We start from the raw sequence: 16,475 nt of genomic DNA, 5'->3' as shown, positions 1-16,475 counted from the left end.
CCAGGCCGGACGCCGCGCGTCAGTGCACGAGGGCCGGCGCTCCGAGCGTGCGTTCGACCGCACGGCGCACCACCGCGGCGTCGTCGTCCCCGCGCGCCCGCCAGCCCATCTGCTCGACCGCCCCGTTGCCGCGCCGGCGCACGTGCATGAGCTGACGCTCGACGGCCTCGAGGTCGCCGTTCGCGACGAGCGCGTCACGCACGTGGTCGACGAGCTGCTCGACGACGTCCATCGCGGGCGCGGGACGCCAGGTCAGCGGGCTGACGAGCTCGCCGGACAGCCCTGAGCGCGCCGCGCGCCACGCGGCCGTGCGCAGCACCTCGGCGCGCACCGGGTGCTCGTCGCGCGGGCTGCGCACCGCGGTGTCCGCCAGGGCCCGCACGAGCGCGGCCTGCAGCGCGGCGTCCCCGGCGTCGAGGCACACGTCGGCGATGCGCACCTCGACCGTGGGGTAGCGCTGCGACAGGCGCGCGTCGAAGTAGAGCATCCCGTCGTCGAGGATCGTGCCCGAGGCGAGCAGCGCGTCGACGACCGCACGGTAGGTGGCGGCGTCGCCGAACGGTGCCGTCGGACCCGCGGTGGGCCAGCGGCCCCAGACCTGCGAGCGGTAGGACGCGTAGCCGCTCGCCACGCCCTGCCACGTGGGGCTGTTCGCGGACAGCGCGAGCAGCACCGACGTCCACGGGCGCAGATGGTCGAGCACCACGACGCCCTCGTCGTCGTCCGCGACCGAGACGTGCACGTGGCAGCCGCACGTGAGCTGCTCGCGCGCGGTCAGGCCGAACCGCGCGCGGATCTCCTGCGCACGCTTGTCGGGCAGGACGGTCGGGTCGACCTCCTGCGGCGCGGTGCCGAGCGCGGCGATCCGCACCCCCGCGGCCTGCGCGACGCCGTCGACGCGCTCGCGGCCCGCGCGCACCTGGTCGAGCAGCTCGCCCAGGTCCGTGCACGGGTGCGTGGACGTCTCGACCTGCTCGCTCTTGAACTCCTTCTCGACGTCCCCGCCGGGCGTGCTCGTGCTCGTGAGCTCGCGCGCCGCGATGCCGAGCACGGCGGGTGACTGCGCCGCCGGCTCGCCCTCGGGCGTGACCAGCAGGTACTCCTCCTCGACTCCCATGGTTCGCACGGACGCAAGTCTCGGGTCGGACCGCCCGTCCGGCGACCGGAACGGTCCCGCGGCTCTCGTCCCCGAGGTCCACAGGACAGTGGGCGACCCTTTCGGGCGCGTGCGAGCGGGTGACGGCGGCGTCCACCTGACGGGCGACACGCGGGAGCGCGACCACGTCAGACGTGCGCGCTGACCAGGCACGTCATCCGGTGTGACATGGACCACACCGAGCCTCGGTGGACAGATCGCCCGAAGTGTCCGTTAGCGTCGCAGTTGTTCCGCACGGGGCCGGCAGGACGGTTCCCGGGTCACCTCGCCTCTGCTCCGGCAACGGCAGGGAACCCCCGACGACCTGCCCGCCCGCCCCCGTGCACCCGGCGCCACCGCTGCCGTCGAACCGGCACCGGTGGGTCTCCCTCCGGTCGTCGTGCCAGACCGACGGAGGGGGCCCGCATGACCACCACGTTCGACAGGCTCGTGCTCGAGCCACGCCGCACCGACGAACCGCTCGCCCGCCCCGCGCGCTCCACCGAGACGCAGGCGGCGCAGAGCCCGTCGCTCGTCCTCATGGTGCTGCTCGCGAGCGCAGGCATCGTGATCTACGCCGTCTTCCTGCTCAACCCGGAGAACCGCGGCGACTGGCTGCCCTACAGCATGGTCATCGCCGCCGAGACCGTCCTCGTCGTCCACGCGCTCCTCGCGATGTGGACCGTCCTGTCCGCGGGTCACGACCCGCGCGGCTTCACGTTCCACCACGCGCAGGACCGTCTGTACGACGTCGCGGAGATCATGCGCGACCGGGCCGAGGACCGCCCGCAGGACTGGGAGATGTTCCTGCGCGACCGGCCCGTCACGGTCGACGTCCTCATCACGACGTACGGCGAGGACCTCGACACGATCCGCCGCACCGTGACCGCCGCGGTCGCCATGCAGGGCCGGCACCGCACGTGGGTGCTCGACGACGGGCGGTCCGACGAGGTGCGCGACCTCGCCGCCGAGCTCGGCGCGCGCTACGTGCGGCGCCTGTCGTCCAACGGCGCGAAGGCCGGGAACATCAACCACGCGCTGTCGATCACGCGCGGCGACCTGTTCGCGGTCCTCGACGCGGACTTCGTCCCGCACCCCACGTTCCTGCACGAGACCGTGCCGTTCTTCGCCGACGAGCGCGTCGCGTTCGTCCAGACGCCGCAGACGTACGGCAACCTGCACACGGTCATCTCCAAGGGCGCCGCGTACATGCAGGCGGTCTTCTACCGCTTCGTCCAGCCCGGCCGGAACCGGTTCAACGCCGCGTTCTGCGTCGGCACCAACGTCGTGTTCCGGCGCGCCGCCATCGACTCGGTCGGCGGCATCTACTCCGACTCCAAGTCCGAGGACGTGTGGACCTCGCTCATGCTCCACGAGAAGGGCTGGCGCACGGTCTACATCCCCGACGCGCTCGCGGTGGGGGACACGCCCGAGACCATCGAGGCGTACTCGAAGCAGCAGCTGCGCTGGGCGACCGGCGGCTTCGAGATCATGCTCACGCACAACCCGCTGCGCCGGAAGCACCCGCTCACGCTCGACCAGCGCCTGCAGTACACCGTGACGGCGACGCACTACCTCACGGGCATCGCGCCGCTGCTCCTGCTGCTCGTACCACCGCTGCAGATCTACTTCGACCTGACCCCCATGAACCTCACGATCACGCCGCTGACCTGGGTGCTGTACTACGCGGGCTTCTACGTGATGCAGATCTTCCTGGCGTTCTACACGCTCGGGTCGTTCCGCTGGCAGGTGCTGCTGCTCGCGTCGGTGTCGTTCCCGATCTACACCCGCGCGCTCGTCAACGCGCTGCTGCGCCGCGACCAGGCGTGGCACGTGACCGGCTCCAAGGGCGCCTACCGCTCGCCGTTCGCGTTCATCACCACGCAGGTGCTGTTCTTCGAGCTGCTCGCGATCACCACCGCGGTCGGGATCTGGAAGGACGTGTCCAACGGCTACCCGAGCCTCGCGGTCGCGTGGAACGCGACCAACACGCTCATCCTCGGCGGGTTCGTCCTCACCGCGTGGCGCGAGGGGCGGGCCGGACGGCGCGCCGCCCGCGAGCACGCGGCGGCCGAGCGCCAGGAGCACGCGCGCGAGGGTTCCCTCGTGCTGACGACGGGAGGTGCGGCATGACCTGGCGGGTACGGATCAAGCTGTTCGTCGGAACGGTCCTCGTCCTGCTCGTGGCGGCGTACGCCACCTACCACGTGAACGAGACGCGCGGCACGGCCGTGAGCGACTCGGCGCAGATCCTCGGCGAGACGTACGTGGTCGGGACCCCGTACGCGGGCCTCGTCGTCGCGCAGGAGGTCAGCATCGGCGACGTCGTCACCGAGGGGGACCCGCTGTTCGTCATCGACTCCGCCGCGCTCGACCGCGACCTGTCGCTCGGCACCGTGAGCACCGCGGGGCAGGCGACCTCGATCGACGCCGACGGCAACCTCGTCGTGCTCGCCACGCAGGACGGCACCGTCACCGACGTCGCGGCGCGCGCGGGGACGTTCGTCTCCGCGGCGGACCACCTCGCGACCGTCCAGATCGCCGGCTCGCTGTACGTGCAGGCGGAGTACACGCTCACGGCCAAGGAGTACGCGCGCGTCCCCGAGGACGCCGCGGTCACGATCGAGCTGCCCAGCACCGCGACGCTGAAGGGCACCGTGGAGCGCGTGCAGGTCACCACGGTGGGCGGCCAGGCCCTCGCGCTCGTCACGGTCGAGTCGGACGAGCTCGTCGACGGCGAGGAGAACGGGCTCGTCGGGTCCGGGACCCCCGTCACGGCGAGCCTGTCCCTGCGCAACGACGGGGTGGTGACGACCGTCTCCGACGCCGTGACGAGCTACGTGCGGGGGGTGTTCGGGTGACGCGCCGCGCATGGCTCGTCGGGCTCGTCGTGCTCGTCGCCGTGGTCACGGCCGGCGTGGCGCTGCTCGTGAACGACCGCGACCGGGCCGTGGCGGACGGCGGACCGGGCGTCGACCTCCCGGGCCCGCCCGACGCGCGCACGCCTGCGCTCGACACGGCCGGCCTGGTCGCGGCCGTGCCTGCACGCGAGGTCGCGAAGCTCCCGACGGCGCGCGTCGCCGACGGCGTGCTCCCGCAGACCAACCGCTGGTACAGCGGCCTGGTGTTCGGCGACGAACCGGTGTTCGCCCAGCCGCTGTCGTTCCAGCTCACCGGCAGCGGGTTCACGCTCGGGCTGCCGCAGCCCGTCGCCACGGAGAAGACGATCGCGGGACCGCACGTCGTCGCCCTGACCGTGGACGTCGGTGCCTCGTCGGCGGTCGTCAGCGCGGCCGACCCCGTGGGCGTGACGATCGACCTGCTCGACGACGCCGGCGAGGTGCTCGGGCGCGTCGCGCTCGCGGAGGGCTCGCCCGTCGTGACGTTCACCGCCGAGCGCGACGTCACCGTGCGCACGGACGGCGGGCTCACCGCCACGCCCGACGGCCCGGCCGCCGCGCAGGCGGACGTCGCCGGGGTGACGTGGGCGCTCGCCGCGCCCGCGTTCGAGGCCGGCGCCACGTCGCTCGCCGCCGGCGAGGTCGCCGGGTGGTACGCGCTCCCCGAGGGCGCGACCACCACGGCGCAGGACGCGCTCGCGTCCGCCGCGCAGCACCCCGTCGAGTCGGTCGACGTCACGTACGGCGTCGACGACGAGCTGGCGCGCACCACGCTCACGTACCGCACCCGCGGCGGGGACGGAGCGTACGTGCTCTCGCCGCACCACCGCGCGGGCGACCAGCCCGAGCGCGAGGGCTGCGGACTGGGGGAGTACGCGTCGGTCGGCGGACCGCTCGAGCTGTGCGCGGGTTCCGTCCTGTCCGCGTTCGCCCCCACGGTCGCGCCCGCGGGGGTGCCGGACGTGAGCGACGCGTCCGACGAGCAGCGCAGCGCGATCCTGGCGGTGCTCGAGAAGGACGTCGCCGCGACACCGCCGTTCCCGTCCGACACGTACTTCGGCGGCAAGGCGCTGTTCCGGGCCGCGACGCTCGTCGTGCTCGGCGAGCAGCTCGGCGCGGACGACGTCGTCGCCGACCTGCGGGCCACGACCACCGACGCGCTGCGCGAGTGGGCGCAGCCCGACGGCTGCACGCAGCGCGACGCGCGGTGTGTCGTCTACGACCCCGACGCGCGCGCGGCCGTCGGCCTGCAGGCGTCGTTCGGCTCCGACGAGCTCAACGACCACCACTTCCACCACGGCTACCTCCTGGCGGCGGCCGGCCTGCTCGCGGCCGACGACCCCACGCTCGCCGACGACCTCGGCGTGCTCGACCTGCTCGCGGCCGACGTCGCGAACCCCACGGCGACCGACGAGCTGCCGCAGCTGCGCTCGTTCGACCCGTACACGGGGCACTCGTGGGCGTCCGGCCCGTCGCAGTTCGCCGACGGCAACAACCAGGAGTCGAGCTCCGAGGCCGTCAACGCGTGGAACGGGCTCGGGCTGTGGGCGCTCGCCACGGGCCAGGACGAGCTGCGCACCCAGGCGACGTGGCTCGCCTCGACCGAGTCCCTCGCGGCGCGCACATACTGGACCGCGCCCGACCTGGCCGGGGCGGACGGGTTCACGCACGAGGTCGTCTCGCTCGTGTGGGGCGGCAAGCGCGACTACGCGACCTGGTTCAGCCCCGAGCCCGCCGCGATCCTCGGCATCCAGCTCATCCCCATGGGGCCCGCGCAGCGCGCTCTCGCCACCGACGTCGACCCGGAGCGGATCCGCGCCGCGGTCGAGGAGGCGGGGGCCGACGGGACGGACGCGACGTTCGGGGGGTACGTGCTCGCGTACCTCGCGCTCGCGGGGGCCGACGACGCCGCGACCGCGTGGGAGCGCCTGCAGGCGGTACCCGACGAGGCGATCGACGACGGCACGTCACGCGCTGCGCTGCTCGCCTTCGTCGCGTCTCTCGGCTGACGACAGGTCGGCCGGCGGAGGCAGCGCCGGGGGACCGGCGGGCGGGCTCTTCTCCCACGACGCGACGGGGCCGGGCACGACGACGAACGACGGGTGGGCCCGCACGGTGGCCGCGCGCAGCCGGTGCGCGGCCACCGGGTCGCGCACGTCGAGCTTCGCGAGCAGATGGTCGCGCTCGTGCGCGAGCTGGCCGTCGGTCACGACGAGCAGCGTCGCGACGTCGGGCGGCAGCGGCAGCTCCGCGTGCCGGCGCACGGCGATCCGCAGCCGGTCGAACCGGTAGCCGCGCGCGTCGGCCTCGTCGGCCAGCGCCTCGAGGTACGTCCCGACCGCGGCGAGCGGGACCCGCGCGGCACGGAACCGCTCGAGCTGCGGGTGCCGCCCGTACCCGCCCTCGGGGCGGCGCAGCGCGGCCTGCGCGAGCAGCCCCTCGCGCCAGCACGCGACGAGGCCCACGCGGTCGAGGTGCTCGGGGTGCACGGACCACAGCCTCACGCGGCGCCCCCGACCACGCGCGCGAGGATCAGGCCCTGCGTGACGGCGAAGCCCGCGACGAGGTTGAGCCACAGGAAGCGCCGCCAACCGCGGTTGGCGCTCTCGCACTCGTCGTCGGTCACGTCCCGGAACGGCGCGACCGACACCAGGTAGGCGAGCGGGACGGCGGCCGCGAGCAGCGTGGGCCACCCGGCCGTCAGCAGCAGGAGCGCGGCGAGCCCGTAGCCCGCCATCGCGAGGCGGACGGTGCGGCGCGCGCCGAGCACGGTCGCGACCGAGCCGATCCCCGCGCCGCGGTCCGCGCGTACGTCCTGCACCGCGCCGAACGCGTGCGACGCGCAGCCCCACGCCGTGAACGCGAGCAGCGTCGCCACCACGGGCCACGTCCACGCGCCGCCCGCCGCGGCGACGCCGACCACGGCGGGTCCGACGAAGTGGCTCGCCGACGTCACCGAGTCGACGCCCGGACGCTCCTTGAACCGCAGCCGCGGCGCCGAGTAGGCGACCACCGTGAACACGCAGGCCGCGAGCGGGACGAGCGCCCACGCGTGCCCCGCGGCGACGGTCAGCGCCGCGAGCGCGGCGAGGAACGGCACGTTGGTCGCGACGGCCGCGAGGACGGTCGTGCGGTGCCAGCGCGTGTCGAGCACCACGCCCTCGACGCCGCCCTTGCGCGGGTTCGCCAGGTCGGACTCGTGGTCCCACACGTCGTTCAGGCCGTACATCAGCAGGTTGTACGGGACCAGGAAGTAGAGCGTCCCGACGACGAGCAGGGCGTCGACCGCGCCGCCGGCCAGCAGGTAGGCCGCCGCGAACGGGTACGCGGTGTTGATCCAGCTCAGCGGGCGCGACGAGCCGACGACCTGCCGGACGCCGGCCAGCGGGTCGCCCGCGCGGGCGGTCAGGGCGGTCATCGGCGGGCCTCCGACGAGCGGGCGCGGTCGGTGAGCGCGAGCAGCGACGGCAGTGCGAGCGCGGCAGCGAGCGGCCACGCGAGGTCCTCGACCGGGGCGCGGCCCACGCGCGGCCCGACGAGCGCGGCCTCGTCGTACCGGAACAGGTCGGACGCGATCATGAGCGAGTCGAACACCGCCGTGAGCAGGCACAGCGCGGCGGCGGTCAGCCCCAGCACGGCGAGCAGCCGTCCGGGACGCCGCCCGCGGCGCGGCTCGGTGACGACCGCCCAGGCCGCGAGCGCGGCGCACGCCGCGACCACCCCGAGTCCCAGCCCTGCGTACGTCATGAGAGCACCGCGCGTCGCGAGGGCCGCGGGGTCTCATCGAGCGGGGTGTCATCGAGCGGGGCGTCGTCGGGCGGGGCGTCGTCGGCTTCGTCGTCCCCATGCCCCGCGCGGCTCGACGCGGCGGCGACGAGCCGGTCGGCCGCGCCCGCGACCACGAGCGTCACGTACGCGAAGAACACGACGAAGACCACCTCCTCGAGCGGCAGGTGCGGCGCGAGCCACACGCCGAGCAGGGCCGCGGAGTCGCCGCGCCCGTAGAACCCCGCGTCGATCGCGACGACGTCCCACACGAGCAGCAGCGCGGCGCCCGCCAGGCCGACCGCGACGGTGCGGGCACGCCCTCGCGGGTGCCACAGCGCGAGGCGCCACCGCCGGTCGAGCAGCGCGACCGCCGCACCGGCGGCGAGCAGGCACAGCAGGTACGCGCCCCTCACGCGGCCACCTCCCGCAGCAGGGCCGGGACCGGCAGGGGACCGGCGGAGGTGTCGCCGCGCAGCCGCTTGACCGCGAGCTCGGCGCTGATGAGGCACATCGGCAGCCCGATCCCCGGCACCGTCGTGCCGCCCGCGTACAGCAGCCCCGCGACCCGGCGTGAGGCGTTGCGGCCGCGGAAGAACGCGCTCTGCCGCAGCGTGTGCGCCGGACCGAGCGCGCCGCCGCGCCACGACGACAGGTCACGCGCGAAGTCCGCGGGCCCGATGGTGCGCCGCACGACGACGCGCGAGGCGAGGTCCGGGACGTGCGCCCAGTCGGCGAACGTCGCGATCGCGGCGTCCGCGGCGGCCTCGACGGCCGGGTCGCCCGAGCCGTCGATCCCGCCCGCGCCGATCGTGGGGTCGGCCGGGACGGGCACGAGCAGGAACAGCGTCTCGTGGTCGTCGGGCGCGACCCCGCGGTCGGTCCGGGACGGCGCGCACACGTAGAACGAGGCCGGGTCCGGCACGTGCCGGTCCGCACCGAAGATCGCGTCGAAGTTCGTGCGCCAGTCGCGCGTGAACGCGAGGGTGTGGTGCGCCAGGGACGGCAGCCGGCCGCGCACCCCGAGGTGCACGAGCACCGCGCCGAACCCGGGGTCGCGCGCGTCCCACCAGCGCTCGGGGTACGTCGCGAGCTCGGGCGGCAGGATCCGCGTCTCGAGGTCGTGCAGGTCGCCCGCGCCGACGACGACGTCCGCGGTGAGCCGCTCGCCGTCCGCGAGGTCCACCCCGACGACGCGCGCTCGCACGCCGCCGCGGCCGCGCTCGGGGACCGTGGCGACGGCCGTGACCCGCGTGCCGGTGCGGACCTTCACGCCGGCACGCGTCGCGACGCGCAGCAGCGCGTCCACGACCGCGCCGAACCCGCCGCGCGGGTACAGCACACCGGCCTCGAGGTCGGCGTGGCTCATGAGGTGGTACAGCGCGGGCGCCCGGTCGGGCGAGGTACCGAGGAACACCGCGGGGTAGCCGAGCACCTGGCGCGCGCGCTCGTCGGCGAACCGCGACGCGACGAACCGCTCGAGCGACGTGCCGAGCAGCCGGGCCAGGCGCGGCGCGCGGCGCGCGACGTCGCGGCCGAGCAGCCCGCGGGGGCTCGCGAACGTCGTGTAGAGGAAGTGCCGCAGCGCGAGGTCGTACGTCTCGCGCGACGAGTCGAGGTACGCCTCCAGCCGCGCGCCGGAGCCGGGCTCGAGCGTCTCGAACGCCTCGTGCGCCGCACCGGTGCGCACGTCGACGGCCGGTGCGCGGTCCTCGTCGTCGCGCGGCTCGAACAGCACGCGGTACGCGGGGTCCAGGCGGACCAGGTCGAGCTCGTCGTCCGCGCTGGTGCCGCACAGCCGGAAGAAGTGGTCGAACACCTCGGGCATGAGGTACCAGGACGGGCCGAGGTCGAACGTGAACCCGTCGCGCCGCCAGGTCGCCGCGCGGCCGCCCACGTGGTGCTGCTGCTCGACCACCTCGACGTCGTAGCCCTCACGCGCCAGCAGCGCGGACGTCGCGAGCCCGGCGACGCCCGCGCCGATCACGACCGCGCGCGGCCGCGGGGCGGTCACCGCCACCCCGCGGGCAGCAGCGTGCGGGCGACGACGAGCGCCTTGGTCGGCGCGGGCACGCGGACGCGCTCGGTCGCGATGCGCTCCGCGGGTGTCGCGCGCAGGCGCGCCGAGAGCGCGCAGAACAGGTCGTGCGCGGCGCGCACGCCCCGGCGGCTGGACCGCGGCAGCGCCGCGACACCGGCGGCCGCGGCCGCGAGGTCGGCGTCCACGTCGTCGAGCAGCGCGTCGCGCTGCGCGTCCGTCAGTGCGTGCGGGTCGAGCCCGGGGACGTACGCGCGTCCGAGCTGGTCGCGGTCGGCGGCCAGGTCGCGCAGGAAGTTGACCTTCTGGAACGCGGCGCCCAGGCGGCTCGCGGCGGGGGCCAGGCGCTCGTACCCGTGGGCGCGCAGCTCGTCGTCCGCGTCGGGCGCGGCGACGAACACCCGCAGGCACATGAGCCCGACGACCTCGGCCGACCCGTGCACGTACGTCGCGTACGAGCGCGCGTCGTGGTGCGTGGCGTGCAGGTCGGTGCGCATGGACGCGAAGAACGGGCGCACGAGCTCGGGGCCGATGCCGTGCTCGCGTGCCGTCCGGGCGAACGCGTGCACGACGAGGTCCGTCGCGAACCCGGTGCGCAGCGCGCCGAGCGTCTGCTCCTCGAGCGCGTCGAGGTAGGCGGCGCGCTCCTCGACCGTGAGCCCGAGGTCGGGGGCGTCGACGATCTCGTCGGCCACTCGCACGAGCGCGTAGATGGTGCGCACGTGACCGCGGACCGGCTCGCGCAGCAGGCGCGACGCGCGGCCGAACGAGGTGGAGTACTCGTCGACCACGGTCGCCGCGGCGGTGGCCGCGGCGTGCCCGTACCGCGCGGCGCCCCCGGCGGGGACGTGCTCGCGGCTCATGCGGCGACCCGCGGGTCGTCGGCGACGAGCGCGAGCAGCGCCGCCAGGACCTCGTCGGGGAGCCCGGCGGTGCGGGCCACCTCGCGCGCGGCCTCGAGGTGCTGCGCGGCGAGGTCCTCGACGAACGCGCGCGACCCGCACGCCGTCAGCGCGACCCGCACCGCGGCGGCCCGCTCGGCGCTGAGGGCCGGGTCGCCGAGCGCGGCGGCGACCACCGGCCACGCGTCCGTCGTACGGGCGTGCGCGACGAGCGCCGTGACCTTGCCCTCGCGCAGGTCGCCGAGCGCGCTCTTGCCCGTGACCCGCTCGTCGCCGAACACGCCCAGCAGGTCGTCGTGGAGCTGGAACGCGACGCCGACGAGCCGTCCGAGACGGTCGAGCGCCGCGACGACCTCGGCCGGCGCGCCCGCGAGCAGCGCGCCCGCGCGCAGCGGCAGCGCGAACGAGTACGCGGCGGTCTTGAGCTCGGCGACCTGCAGCGCGTCCCCGACGGCCGGCCGCTCGACACGCAGCGCGAGGCGCACGTCGCCGAGCTCCCCGGCCGCGGACAGCGCGACGGTCTCGTCGAGCAGGTCGAGCAGCGCGGCCACGACGTCCGCCGGGGCGGGAACGGTGGCGAACGCGCGGGTCGCCGCGACGAGCGCGAGGTCGCCCGCGAGGATCGCCGCGGCGCGACCGTAGCCGTGCGCCGCGTCCTCGTCGGCGCCGGCGGCCACTGCGCGGCTCGTGAACGTGCCCGCGACGTTCGGGCGGCCCCGCCGCACGTCGTCGGCGTCGATGACGTCGTCGTGCACGACGAACGCGGCGTGCAGGAGCTCGACCGCGTCCGCGACGTGCGTCGCGGCCCGGTGGTCGGTCCCGCCGACCGCGCGGTAGGCGGCGTGCACCAGGTGCGGCCGCACGCCGCGCCCGCCGCGGGTCGCGTCGCCCGCGGCGGCCCACAGCGCCTGGGCGTGCGGATCGCGGGGCAGCAGGCCGGGTCCGGCGCGGAAGACGTCGAGCGGTCCCGGCACGCTCGTCGTGCTCGTCGTCGTGCTGGTCGTCGTGGTCATGAGACGGCCTGTGCGGGTCGCGGGCGCCCGCGGCGCGCGAGGTGAGGCGTCACGTCGTCTCCGTCCCGAGGCCATTCACTAGCCTCTCTAGTTACTTGAGGATCTAGTATGACTCGCATGCCCCGTCCCGCAACCGCAGAGCACTACTGGTACGGCGACGACGCCTCGGCCGCCCAGCTGCTCGAGGCGGTGCGTGCGTTCCGTCGCGCCGACGTGTCGATGCGCCGGCGCACGGCCGCGGGCATGGCGATGAACGAGACCGACATGCGCGCGCTGCAGGTCGTCATCGCGCGCGAGCTCGCCGGCCGCTGCACGAGCCCGCACCACCTCGCGACCGCGCTCGAGATCTCGACCGCCTCGACGACCAAGCTCCTCGACCGGCTCACGGCCTCCGGTCACCTGGTGCGCGAGGCGCACCCGACCGACCGGCGCGGCGTCGTCGTCCGCGCCACGCCGCACGCGCACGACGAGGTGCACGAGCGGCTCGCGGGCATGCACGCGCGCATGGCCGAGGTCGCCGACGCGGTCCCGCGCGCCGCGCGTCCCGCCGTCGTGGCCTTCCTGCGGGGCGTCGCCGCGGTCCTCGACGACGAGAGCGGGATCGCACCGCTCAGCACCACGCCCGGTGAGGCCGGGCGCGGGGTCTGACCGCTCGGCTCAGGCCGCGGGGGCAGGGCCGGTCGAGGCGCGCACGACGAGCTCGGTCGGCATCACCACGTGCTCGGGCGCACCCGGGGCGGCGCCCGGCCGGGACGCCGCGATGGCGTGCTCGATCGCGCGGGCCGTCGCACGGCCCTTGGCCACGAGGTCCTGCCGCACGGTGGTGAGCTGCGGTGTGACGGTGCGGCTCAGGGCGCTGTCGTCGTACCCGACGACCGACACGTCACCGGGCACCGAGAGCCCGAGCTCGTGCGCGACGCGCACGACCGCCGACGCCACGAGGTCCGAGAAGCACAGCACCGCCGTCGGGCGGTGGGGGAGCGTGAGCGCGGTGCGCGCCGCCTCGAGGGCGTCGGCCTCGAGGTTGTCCTTCATGTGCACGGCCACGACGTCGGCGCCCGCGGGGCCCAGCGCGCTCATCCAGCCCTCGACGCGCTCGCGCGACACGAGCCCGACGCCGGCGGTGGCGGGGTCGGGTGCGACCCCGGGCTCCTCGCCCCAGGCCGTCGTCAGGAGCGCGATGCGGCGATGGCCCAGGTCGAGGACGTGCTGCGCGGCGGCGCGCGCGCCCGGGCGGTCGTCGAGCAGGACGCTCGACGCGCGCTCGACCGTGGGTGCCTGGTCGACGAAGACGAGCGGCAGCGACCGGCGCTCGAGCCGCTCGAACGCGGTCGTGTCGGTGACGCACGCGTAGACGAGCGCGGCGTCCATCGGTACGTCGCGGGCCGCGTCCCGCAGGTCGGCGCCCTTCGCGGGCAGGAGCGCGAGCGCGAGGCCGGTGGGCGCGAGGGCCTCGGCCACGGACGCGAAGAACTCGGCGGCGATCGGGTCCCGGAACGCGTTCGCGGGGGACTGCGTGAACAGCACCCCCACCGTCCCGGACGACCCGCGCGCGAGGATCCTGGCGGCCGGGTCGGGCCCGACGTAGCCGAGCTCCTCGGCGGCCGCGAGCACCCTGGTGCGCAGCTCCGCGGAGAGCTGGTCCGGGCGGGAGAACGCGTTCGACACCGTCATGCGGCTCACGCCGACCTTGTCGGCGATCGTCTGCAGCGTGACGCGTCCCACGCCCGTCTCCTGTCGTCCCGGCCCCGCGTCCCGCGCGAGGTCCCGGGCGTCAGGGTAGGCGACATCGGACCCGGCGTGGCCAGGTGGCGTGTCAGGTGCCGTACCTGCTCCGGTGGCCGGACCGGCGTCCGACCCCACCTCCGGGAGGGGAGTCGTGACGCCGGTGCCGGTCATCGGACGAGCGCGGAGCGCTCCGCCGGAGCGATCGCGTCCGCGAGGCGGTGCAGCGACCGGGCGCCGCGGCGGCGGGCGGCCAGGACGCCGCCGTGCACGCCGGACGTCGCGGTGCGGCGGTGCGCGGCGCGCTCGGCGCGGCGCTCGTCGCGGGCGTCGACGACGACGGGGGCGTCCGGGAGGGCGCTGTGCGACTGCGTCAGGGTCGCGCGGCGCGAGTGGAGCAGAGCGAGGGGCGGCTGGCTCAGGTACACGGTCGTTTTCCCTTCTGTACCGGTCAAGCGATGCCCCTGACGCTACGCCTGTGCTCTGTACCGGTCAAGAGATAAGCCAGGAGATGTCGGGACATCGCCCGCTTCCTCCCCGCCGCGCGCGTCCGTGCAGGTCGGGCACGCCCCCGAGCGACCGACATCACCCGCCGCAACTCGACTCAAACGGGGTGGATGCGCTCCCGCAGAGGTCTAGGGTGGCTCCGGTGGTCCGTGCCGGGAGGGGGCTGGGCGTGAGCGAAGAGACGACGAGCGCGAGTCAGGAGGCTCCGGCGCGGGGCAGGCGCACCCGCCGGGAGGTCCTCCGCGAGGTCGTGCTCGTCGTCGGGCTCTACGTCGCGTACTCGGCCACGCGCCTCGCGGCCAGCGGGTCGTGGGACGTCGCCAAGGCGCACGCGCGCGGGATCCTCGACGTGGAGCGCTGGATGCGCATCGACGTCGAGCTCGCGCTCAACACGTTCACGTCGCAGCACCAGTGGTTCGAGATCGCGACGTCGTACTGGTACCAGTCGATGCACTACCTCGTGACGCCCACGGTGCTGATCGTGCTGTTCTTCCGCCGGCCGTTGCTGTACCGCCCCGCGCGCACCGCGCTCATGGGCGCGACCTTCCTCGCGCTGTTCGGCTACTTCTTCTTCCCGACGGCGCCGCCGCGCCTGCTCGGCGAGTACGTCGACACGGTCTCCGAGACGTCCCGGTGGGGCTGGTGGCCGTCGGCCGCCGAGCAGGCTGCCAGCGGGGCGAGCTCCGTCACCAACCAGGTCGCGGCCATGCCGTCCATGCACGTCGGCTGGGCCGTGTGGGTGAGCCTCGTGCTGTGCGTCCTCGTGCGACCGCTGTGGGCGAAGATCGCGGTCTGGGGCTACGCGGTGACCACGACGCTCGTCGTGATGCTCACCGGCAACCACTGGATCCTCGACGCGGTGGCGGGAGCGGCGCTCGTCCTCGGGTGCTGGTGGTTCGCCGGTCACCGCCACGGCCTGTGGGCGCCGCGCGCGCAGGTCGAGGCCGAGCTCGACGAGCTCGTCGGCACCGCCCCGGCCGGGCGACCCGCGGTCGCCGCCGCGGGCGAGGAGGGCCTCGCCCTCGCGGGCGCGACGGAGCCCGCACCCCCGGCCACGGGCCGGGACGACGCCGACGAGGGCACCCGCCCCTGATCGTGTCCGTCCCGGAACGGGACGGCACGGGCGCCGCCACCCGAGGGTCAACTCCGGACAGGCCGCCCACAACGTCCCCGGCATGGCATAGCGTGCTGCCGGACGACGACGCAGGCCGCAGCCCCGGGCTCGACCGCCTCGCACGCCCTGACTGCTTGCCCCCACGCGGAGGTGGACCATGACGGAACCCGCAGCCGGTGCTCCCGCACCCCTGACGCCGCCCCTCGAGCTCGAGGCGCCTGCCCCGCTCGCGCCCGTCGCCCAGACGCAGGCGCCCGCGATGGCGCCGCGCGTCGACGAGGCCGCGCTGCCCGGCCTCGACTCGAAGGTCGAGGCGTACCTCGCCGGGCTCGCGAGCGCGCAGGCGGGCTCGCCTGAGTTCGCGGCCAAGGCCGAGGACGTGCGCACCATGGGCGACGCGGACATCCGCGCCGCGGCCGAGACGTCCAACCGGCTGCTGCAGATGCCCGTCAAGGAGCTGCGCGACGGCGGCGTGTCCGGCACGTCGCAGGTCAGCAGGTCGCTGCTCGACCTGCGCCGCACGGTCGAGGAGCTCGACCCGTCCGAGGCGAGCCTGGGCAAGAAGATCCTGGGCTTCCTGCCGTTCGGGGACAGCATCACCGACTACTTCCGGCGCTACGAGAGCGCGCAGAAGCAGATCGACGCGATCGTCAACGCGCTCTACAACGGCCAGGACGAGCTCCGCAAGGACAACGCCGCGCTCAACCTCGAGAAGCAGCACCTGTGGGCCACGATGGCCCGGCTCAACCAGTACGTGTACGTCGCGGAGAAGCTCGACGCCCAGCTGTCCGCGATGGTCGTCGAGGTCGAGCGGACCGACCCGCAGCGTGCCAAGTCGCTGCGCGAGGACGTCCTGTTCTACGTCCGCCAGAAGCACCAGGACCTGCTCACGCAGCTCGCGGTGTCGATCCAGGGCTACCTGGCGACCGACATCATCATCAAGAACAACGGCGAGCTCATCAAGGGCGTCGACCGCGCGACGACGACGACGGTCGCGGCCCTGCGCACCGCCGTGCTCGTCGCGCAGGCGCTCAACAACCAGAAGCTCGTGCTCGACCAGATCGGCGCGCTCAACGCGACGACGACCGGCATGATCGCGTCGACGTCGAAGATGCTGCGCGAGCAGTCCGTCGCGATCCAGGAGCAGGCCGCGAGCTCGACGCTGGGGCTGCCGCAGTTGCAGCAGTCGTTCAACGACATCTACGCGACCATGGACGCGATCGACGGCTTCAAGGTCAAGGCGCTGGACTCGATGGCCGCGACGATCGGCGTCCTCGAGACCGAGACCACCAAGGCACGTGCGTACCTCGACCGCGTGCAGCAGGCTGACCGGACGGGTGCTGCCGGCGGCTCGCTCGACCTGGGCTGAGGCGTCC

Annotated in this window: 16 protein-coding genes; 6 read left to right on the top strand and 10 right to left on the bottom strand. The window is 74.8% G+C overall.

Annotation, left to right across the window (positions count from 1 at the left end):
- Positions 1-19: 19 nt before the first annotated feature.
- A complete protein-coding gene (locus F1D97_RS12445) occupies positions 20-1,117 on the bottom strand; it encodes a carboxylate-amine ligase (protein WP_236123596.1) in 1,098 nt (365 codons plus the stop codon).
- 444 nt (positions 1,118-1,561) lie between these two features.
- On the opposite strand from F1D97_RS12445, the gene F1D97_RS12440 reads away from it, so the two are divergent.
- Genes F1D97_RS12440 through F1D97_RS12430 form a run of 3 tightly spaced genes read left to right on the top strand, consistent with a single transcriptional unit; the run spans position 1,562 to position 6,044 of the window.
- Positions 1,562-3,268, top strand: coding sequence for a glycosyltransferase family 2 protein (locus tag F1D97_RS12440; protein WP_236120807.1), 1,707 nt, complete (start codon positions 1,562-1,564; stop codon positions 3,266-3,268).
- Complete coding sequence (locus tag F1D97_RS12435) at positions 3,265-3,996, top strand: HlyD family efflux transporter periplasmic adaptor subunit (RefSeq protein WP_236120806.1); 732 nt, start codon at positions 3,265-3,267, stop codon at positions 3,994-3,996. The genes F1D97_RS12440 and F1D97_RS12435 overlap by 4 nt, the downstream gene beginning before the upstream one ends.
- Positions 3,993-6,044 (top strand): glycosyl hydrolase, encoded by a 2,052-nt coding sequence (locus F1D97_RS12430; protein ID WP_236120805.1) that lies wholly within the window; start codon positions 3,993-3,995, stop codon positions 6,042-6,044. The genes F1D97_RS12435 and F1D97_RS12430 overlap by 4 nt, the downstream gene beginning before the upstream one ends.
- On the opposite strand, the gene F1D97_RS12425 is transcribed toward F1D97_RS12430, so the two are convergent.
- Genes F1D97_RS12425 through F1D97_RS12395 form a run of 7 tightly spaced genes read right to left on the bottom strand, consistent with a single transcriptional unit; the run spans position 6,003 to position 11,753 of the window.
- The gene (locus F1D97_RS12425) at positions 6,003-6,524 is read right to left on the bottom strand and encodes a pyrimidine dimer DNA glycosylase/endonuclease V (RefSeq protein ID WP_317618869.1); all 522 of its coding nucleotides are present in this window, start codon (positions 6,522-6,524) and stop codon (positions 6,003-6,005) included. The genes F1D97_RS12430 and F1D97_RS12425 overlap by 42 nt on opposite strands.
- Positions 6,525-6,535: 11 nt before the next feature.
- Positions 6,536-7,453: a prenyltransferase gene (locus F1D97_RS12420; protein ID WP_236120803.1), complete on the bottom strand. Its 918-nt coding sequence runs from the start codon at positions 7,451-7,453 to the stop codon at positions 6,536-6,538.
- Positions 7,450-7,782, bottom strand: coding sequence for a lycopene cyclase domain-containing protein (locus F1D97_RS12415; RefSeq protein ID WP_236120802.1), 333 nt, complete (start codon positions 7,780-7,782; stop codon positions 7,450-7,452). The genes F1D97_RS12420 and F1D97_RS12415 overlap by 4 nt, the downstream gene beginning before the upstream one ends.
- Positions 7,779-8,216 carry a lycopene cyclase domain-containing protein gene (locus F1D97_RS12410; RefSeq protein WP_236120801.1) on the bottom strand — a complete coding sequence of 146 codons (438 nt, stop codon included), beginning with the start codon at positions 8,214-8,216 and terminating at the stop codon, positions 7,779-7,781. Before F1D97_RS12410 ends, F1D97_RS12415 begins: the two co-directional genes overlap by 4 nt.
- A complete protein-coding gene (gene crtI, locus F1D97_RS12405; protein WP_236120800.1) occupies positions 8,213-9,814 on the bottom strand; it encodes a phytoene desaturase family protein in 1,602 nt (533 codons plus the stop codon). Before crtI ends, F1D97_RS12410 begins: the two co-directional genes overlap by 4 nt.
- Entirely contained in the window at positions 9,811-10,701 is an 891-nt protein-coding gene (locus F1D97_RS12400; protein WP_236120799.1) for a phytoene/squalene synthase family protein, read from the bottom strand. Before F1D97_RS12400 ends, crtI begins: the two co-directional genes overlap by 4 nt.
- On the bottom strand, positions 10,698-11,753 hold the full coding sequence (locus tag F1D97_RS12395; protein WP_236120798.1) for a polyprenyl synthetase family protein: 1,056 nt from the start codon (positions 11,751-11,753) through the stop codon (positions 10,698-10,700). The genes F1D97_RS12400 and F1D97_RS12395 overlap by 4 nt, the downstream gene beginning before the upstream one ends.
- Before the next feature lie 117 nt (positions 11,754-11,870).
- Here F1D97_RS12395 and F1D97_RS12390 point away from each other — a divergent pair, with 117 nt between their 5' ends.
- Positions 11,871-12,401 (top strand): MarR family winged helix-turn-helix transcriptional regulator, encoded by a 531-nt coding sequence (locus F1D97_RS12390; RefSeq protein ID WP_236120797.1) that lies wholly within the window; start codon positions 11,871-11,873, stop codon positions 12,399-12,401.
- A gap of 9 nt (positions 12,402-12,410) precedes the next feature.
- On the opposite strand, the gene F1D97_RS12385 is transcribed toward F1D97_RS12390, so the two are convergent.
- Positions 12,411-13,478, bottom strand: a complete 1,068-nt coding sequence (locus F1D97_RS12385; protein ID WP_236120796.1) for a LacI family DNA-binding transcriptional regulator — start codon at positions 13,476-13,478, stop codon at positions 12,411-12,413.
- Positions 13,479-13,648: 170 nt separating this feature from the next.
- Positions 13,649-13,906, bottom strand: coding sequence for a hypothetical protein (locus F1D97_RS12380; protein ID WP_236120795.1), 258 nt, complete (start codon positions 13,904-13,906; stop codon positions 13,649-13,651).
- A gap of 248 nt (positions 13,907-14,154) precedes the next feature.
- Here F1D97_RS12380 and F1D97_RS12375 point away from each other — a divergent pair, with 248 nt between their 5' ends.
- Positions 14,155-15,078: a phosphatase PAP2 family protein gene (locus F1D97_RS12375; RefSeq protein WP_236120794.1), complete on the top strand. Its 924-nt coding sequence runs from the start codon at positions 14,155-14,157 to the stop codon at positions 15,076-15,078.
- Between the two features lie 178 nt (positions 15,079-15,256).
- Entirely contained in the window at positions 15,257-16,468 is a 1,212-nt protein-coding gene (locus F1D97_RS12370; RefSeq protein WP_236120793.1) for a toxic anion resistance protein, read from the top strand.
- Positions 16,469-16,475 lie beyond the last annotated feature (7 nt).

Origin of the sequence: Cellulomonas palmilytica (assembly GCF_021590045.1) — a bacterium.
GTDB classification, from domain to species: Bacteria; Actinomycetota; Actinomycetes; order Actinomycetales; family Cellulomonadaceae; genus Cellulomonas; species Cellulomonas palmilytica.
This window is presented reverse-complemented; position numbering and strand designations above follow the sequence as displayed.